Here is a 5,744-nt window from a genome sequence, read left to right as displayed (position 1 = left end):
CGCACGGCGCTCCGCATCTGCCGAGGTCGGCGAGGGTACAGGCGGGCCGGCGCACGCGCGGGGACAGGCGCCCGGAGCACTGGCGCAGCGGCACCGCGGCCAGCAGCGCCTCGGCGGCGGCGTCGGCGGCGCGGACACTGCCGAACGGCCCGAGATAGGTCGCGTCGTCACGGGCGGCGCGTACCCGTGACAGCCGCGGGAACGGCTCGTCGGTGAGCTTGAGGTACACGGAGCGCTCCGGGAAGCGGGATCGGCGGTTGTACGGCGGCTTGTACTCGGCGATTAGCCGCAGTTCCCGGACCTCGGCCTCCAGGGCGTGCGCGCAGCCGATCGCGTCGACCCGCTCAGCCAGCGCCACCATCTCCGCCATCCGGGTCCGGGGCTCGCTGGCGGTGAAGTAGGTACGGACCCGGGAACGCACCGAACGCGAGGTGCCGACATACAGGGCCCGTTCGTCGGCGTCCCGGAAGATGTAGACACCCGGGCCCGTCGGCAGGCCGTCGGCCAGGTGCCGTTTGCGTCGCTGGGCCGGCGACACCCGGGAGCTGTAGTCGTGCAGGTCCTCCAGGGTGGTCACGCCCGCGTTGCCGAGCCGTTCGAACAGCCCGTGCAGCACGTCGACGGTGGCCCGGGCGTCCGCCAGCGCCCGGTGGCGGGGTTCGACCGGGCTGCGGAACAGCGAGGCCAGCGACGTGAGCCGGCAGTCGGGACTCTCGTCTCTCGTGACCACCCGCCGGGCGATACGCAACGTGTCCAGATACTCCCAGGCGGGCACCGGATAGCCGCAGAGCTCGACGGCGGCGCGCAGGAAGCCGAGGTCGAACGGGGCATTGTGGGCGACAAGAACGGCACCGCGGGCGAACTCCAGGAAGGTGGGCACCACCTGCGCGACCGGCGGCGCCGTCGCCACCATCACGTCGGTGATGCCGGTGAGCACCGAGACCATCGGAGGGATGCCGACGCCCGGCCGGACCAGGGTGGCCATCTCGGCGAGGATTCGGCCGCCGCGGACCCGGACCGCGCCGATCTCGGTGATCTCGTCGGTTCCCGGGGAGGTGCCCGTCGTCTCCAGGTCGAACACGACGAAGGTCACGTCCGCCAGCGGGCGACCGAGATCGTCCAGCCTGCCCTGCCGGGGCGGCCGGGGACGGTCCGGGGCGGGATCTGGGCGCACGGCGTCACGGTAGGCCCCACCCCCGACAGTTTCACGCCCGGGATTGTCCGCCGGGCCCGGAGGCGAAAGCAGGTCCGCCTCGCCGCACGTCGTCACGGAGGTTCCGGGTCACGGGCCGGTGGAAAATGGTTAACGATACCTGATCCGTAGGGTGCTGGGTGTGCCACGGGACGGTATTGGCCATAGAATTCGCCGCGGTTGTCCCGTTTATGGTCCCGTCGGGGCAGTCCGGTGCTTCTGTCGGGGCGTGTGCTCAAACGTGCGGCCAACTCGGCAGGCCTGCGTGCGTCGAATGCGGAATCATGTCCAGGTGGCATGGTTCGAGACGAACGGCATTCGAGTGGCGCGGGTCGCGGTCGACTGTTCGAACGTTGACGTGATGGTGCGCTTCTGGTCCGCCGCATTGGGATACGAGGTGAGCCGGCGTGACGACGGGGTGATCCTGCGTCACCCGGCCGGCGCGGGACCCAAGATCCTCCTCAGGCCCGGGGCGAAGCGCGATGCCGGCCGTAACCGGCTTCATCTGGATCTCTACGCCGTCGACGCGGAGCGTGTGATCGGCTGGTTGTCGACCCTCGGTGCCCGCCGGGTGTCCCGGTACGACGACGACGGGGAGAGCGGATACGTTCTCAAGGATCCGGAGGGTAACGAGTTCCGGGTGATGACGGTCGGGCCGGCGGGATTCGCGCGCCCCTTTGTCTGACATCCCGGCGGGCCGGGCTCCCACGGGGTTGGGTTCCCGGCGGGTCGGCGAGGGTGGAGCACGGTTTCGGAGAAGCGTGCTCCACACCACCGTCGCGTTCAGCGGAAAACGTGACGGCTCGACGGCCGGGTGAACGGCCATCGGCCATCGGGTGCTGTCGTCACGCGCCGGACGACCCGGTCGATAGGGTTGCAGCCATGTCGAGCGTCTTCACCCGGATCATCAACGGCGAGCTTCCCGGTCGCATCGTCTACTCCGACGAGCACGTGGTGGCGTTCCTGACGATCGCGCCGATCCGGCCGGGACACACCCTGGTCGTTCCCCGCATCGAGATTGACCATTGGATCGATCTACCCGATGATCTCCAGGTCGCGTTGTGGAGCGCCGCGGCGACGGTGGGCCGCGCCATCGACGCGGCCTTCCGACCTCGGCGGGTGGCCGCGCTCGTCGCCGGGCTCGAGGTCCCGCACGTCCACGTGCATCTCCTGCCGATCGAGGACGAGACGCAGATCGACTTCAGGCTCGCCGACCACAACCCCGACTCGGCCGAGCTCGATGCCGTGGCCGAGCGGATCCGCGCCGCCCTCGGCTGAGCCGGGTACCGGCCGGCGCGGATCTGGCTGTTCTGGCTGTTCTGGCTGTTCTGGCTGTTCTGGCTGTTCTGGCTGTTCTGGCTGTTCTGGCTGTTCTGGCTGTTCTGGCTGTTCTGGCGGATCGTAGGGTTACGCGGCGGTCAGAGCTGGAACTTCGGTGGATCGACGGCGAACAGCGGTTCCCAGTTCAGGATGGCGTGCCCGGGTGGCGCATCGATGACGATGTTGCCCCGGACCCGCTGCCCGGCCTTGAGAGTCGACACCGACAGCCGCGGCGCGACGTTCTCGTAGCTGCCGTCGTACCGGGTGCCGTCGGAGGTCTGGATGTAGAAATCGGACGGTGAGGCGGACGTCGACCCGCGGCTCACCTCGACCGTCACGTTAATGACGTAGTAGGCCCCTGGGCGGGCGCGTCGCCGTACTGGGTCACCTTGCCGGTGGTGGAGCAGACGCTGTTGAGGGTGACCCTGGCTTCGAAGTCGCTGACCGAGGAGGTGGCCCGGCCGACGGCGGTGCCGGAGCCGCCGATCGTCGCGGTGCCGGCTGCCGGCGCGTGCTGTGGCGTCACCGGAACGCAGCTCGGCACTCCGTTTGGCGGGGTCGCGGTCGGGGCGGCCGCGGTCGCGGTCGCGGTCGCGGTGGTATTCGGGAGGTCGGGCACGGTCACCGTCGGGGCCGGTGGGGAGGCGATCTCGGTGTCGTCAACCGCCGCCCACCGCGAGGGCGATCACGACACCGAGCACGATGGCGGCAACCACGGCGAGGGGCACGATGATGAACAGCGGACTGGTCCGCTGCCGGGGCGGAGGCGGCGGGCTGCCCTGCTGCTACCCGCCGGGCGGCGGGTAGCAGCAGGGGGGGTTCTGGTAGGCGTCGGGACCGCCCTGGTAGCCGACCGTCCCCGGGTATGGGGCACTCCCACCCTGGTAGGGCCCGGCAGCCGCGGCCGGGGGATGGTCCGGCTGCTGCCAGCCGCCCGGCTGTCCCCAGCCCTGCCCGACGCCGGGCTGTCCCCACCCTGGCGCAGCGCCGGGGTGCTGTGGGCCGCTGGGCTGCCCGCCCCACTGCTGCCCGCCCGGTTGCGGGACGGTGCCCGGCCAGGCGAGGCGTGTCTCCTCCGAGTCGGGCTGGTTCGGCTGGCCGGGCTGGGGCGCTCCCCACGGTGGGACCGGAGCCGGCGGGGGAGTAGAGGGCGAACCGGAGGCGGGGGTGCTGCCAGCGTCCGCGGGCTGGTGCCAGGGGTCATTCGGCTGCCTCCACGCCTCCTGGCTCCCGTCACCGCTGGGGGGCTGGTGAGGCGGGTTCTGGTCGGTCACGATGATCCTCTCAGGCGCAGCCAGGGGCGCGCCTCGCGAGGCTACATAAGCCGACTTTCACCTGAGGCAATGCCCGCCCCGCCGTAGGCCGCCGACGTACCGATCCGGCCGGTAGCGGCCGTGAGTGCCCTGAGCTCTCCCGATAAGCTGTGCTGTACTGTCATCGTTCTCCCCGTCGGCTCCGGAGTCCCGCGTGCCTTGCTGTCTGGCCGGTTGGACGAGCCGTTGGAGATACGGCCCACCCGGTTTGTCCGTCGTGCGCGTGTTGATGAACATTTCGTCGCCACCCTCGGATTCGCCGCATGAGTGAGCCGCTTCCGGCGCCGGTGCGGGCGCATGTTGTCGAGTTCGCCGAGCAGACGCTGGCGGATCTTCCCGAGCCGGAGGTCCCGCCGTCGCTGGTCGCGGTGCGCCGCTTCAAGCCCTCCCGCCGCGTCCGCCAGGGAGCTGTCCCGCTGGCCGCGGCGGTGGACGGTGACGTGTTCCGCGGCCAGGTCGCCGAGTGGATCCGCCGTCATCATCCCGAGCTTGTCGAAGCCGTCAGCTCGCCGGACGGACCGCCGCCCGCGGCGCCTCCCGAGAAGATCGCCGCGGTCGCGTACCTGCTGCGGGTCTCCGGCTGGCAGGAGCTGGTCCAGGTCGCTGCGGCGTCCACGTCGGAGGCGGCGGTCCGCAGCCAGGTCGACGAGGCCGAGCGGACGATACTGCGGCTCACCGAACAGCTCGAGACGAGCAAGCGCATCGCCGCGGCCGAGCAGGAGGAACTGCGCGAGCAGTTGCGGGCGGCCCGGGCGGAGGCGGACGAGGCTCGCCGGCGGCTGCGCTCGTCCACCGCCGGGATCCGGCGGGCCGAGGACGCCACGCGAGAGGCCCTGACCGCGGCCGAGGCGGCCCGGGACGCAGCCTTGGCCGTCAGCCGGGATGCCGAGGCGGAGACCCGGCGGCTGCGCGGCCGGGTGGCGGAGCTGGAGAGCGCGCTCGCCTCCACCCGCCGGGACAGCCGCGAGTCCCGCAGCGTCGATGACGCCCGGTTGCGCGTTCTCCTTGACACCCTGATCGCCTCGGCGCACGGCCTGCGACGCGAACTCGACCTCCCGACGATGGTCGCGAGGCCCGCGGATCTCATCGCTCGCGGCGGAGCCGGCCCGAGTAACGGCCCGCAGGCGTTCGCCGGGGCCCGCGGGCGGCCGGACGACGACCCCTCCCTGATCGACGAGGTGTTGGCCGTCCCCGGGGTCCATCTGATCATCGACGGGTACAACGTGACCAAGCGGGGCTACGGCCGCCTCACCCTGCAGGCCCAGCGTGAGCGGCTGCTGTCCGGACTTGGTGCGCTCGCGGGCCGCAATCCCGACAGCGAGGTCACGGTCGTCTTCGATGCCACCGCCGTCGTGGCCCGGCCGGTGGGTGTCGCCATGCCTCGGGGGGTGCGCGTGCTGTTCAGCCGGCCCGGGCAGCTCGCCGACGAGGAGATCGTCCGGCTGGTGCGGATGGAACCGGAAGGCCGCCTGGTCTTCGTCATCACCTCCGACCGGGAGGTCGCGGAGAACTGCGCCGCCGCCGGAGCCCGGGCGGTACCCTCGGCCGCTCTGCTGGCCCGCCTCGACCGGTAGGGGATCCGTCGGGCGGGACTTGTCCGCCGAGAATTGTCGGACCCTGGACCTACCGTCGGTGAAGTCGGGAGATCGGTACTCGGATTGTCTGTCGTCGCCGACCTCCACCGGTTCGGATCCGGAAGGTGCGCACGATGCTGATCGACTGTGACTCCTGCACCGCCCGTGGTGTCAGGTGCGCCGGCTGCATGATGACCGTCCTGCTCCCGGCGCCGGGCCCGCCCGTCGGCTGGGACGCCGAGGAGCCCGAGGCATTGCGGTTGCTCGCCGACGCCGGTCTGCTGCCCCCGCTCGCCGACGTGCGGACGGCACTGCTGGACCAGGCGCCGCGGCTGGACCAGGCGC

7 protein-coding genes are annotated in these 5,744 nt (G+C 71.5%); 5 read left to right on the top strand and 2 right to left on the bottom strand.

The annotated features are described in order from the left end of the window. Positions 1-1,174, bottom strand: a 1,174-nt coding sequence (locus AC08OT_RS11815; RefSeq protein WP_476602817.1) for a DEDD exonuclease domain-containing protein, incomplete at its 3' end; no start/stop codon positions are given. 292 nt (positions 1,175-1,466) lie between these two features. Between AC08OT_RS11815 and AC08OT_RS11810 the strand changes: the two genes are divergently transcribed. Both AC08OT_RS11810 and AC08OT_RS11805 read left to right on the top strand, forming a co-directional pair. Continuing rightward, the gene (locus AC08OT_RS11810) at positions 1,467-1,877 is read left to right on the top strand and encodes a VOC family protein (RefSeq protein ID WP_476593562.1); all 411 of its coding nucleotides are present in this window, start codon (positions 1,467-1,469) and stop codon (positions 1,875-1,877) included. Positions 1,878-2,074: 197 nt separating this feature from the next. After that, positions 2,075-2,470, top strand: coding sequence for an HIT family protein (locus AC08OT_RS11805; protein WP_476593563.1), 396 nt, complete (start codon positions 2,075-2,077; stop codon positions 2,468-2,470). Between the two features lie 140 nt (positions 2,471-2,610). Here the strand turns inward: AC08OT_RS11805 and AC08OT_RS11800 are convergent, their stop codons facing one another. After that, positions 2,611-2,919: a DUF4352 domain-containing protein gene (locus AC08OT_RS11800; RefSeq protein WP_476597135.1), complete on the bottom strand. Its 309-nt coding sequence runs from the start codon at positions 2,917-2,919 to the stop codon at positions 2,611-2,613. Here AC08OT_RS11800 and AC08OT_RS11795 point away from each other — a divergent pair. From AC08OT_RS11795 to AC08OT_RS11785, 3 genes are all read left to right on the top strand, one after another. Further along, positions 2,902-3,873 carry a hypothetical protein gene (locus AC08OT_RS11795; protein WP_476602816.1) on the top strand — a complete coding sequence of 324 codons (972 nt, stop codon included), beginning with the start codon at positions 2,902-2,904 and terminating at the stop codon, positions 3,871-3,873. The two genes, AC08OT_RS11800 and AC08OT_RS11795, sit on opposite strands and share 18 nt — an antisense overlap. Before the next feature lie 215 nt (positions 3,874-4,088). Further along, positions 4,089-5,399, top strand: coding sequence for an NYN domain-containing protein (locus AC08OT_RS11790; protein WP_476592916.1), 1,311 nt, complete (start codon positions 4,089-4,091; stop codon positions 5,397-5,399). A gap of 134 nt (positions 5,400-5,533) precedes the next feature. Next, on the top strand, positions 5,534-5,744 hold a 211-nt coding region (locus AC08OT_RS11785), incomplete at its 3' end, for a hypothetical protein (RefSeq protein WP_476602815.1).

It is taken from the genome of Frankia sp. CgJB1 (genome assembly GCF_977947065.1).
Note: the sequence above shows the minus strand (reverse complement) of the source record. Positions and strands in the feature narration are given on the sequence as shown.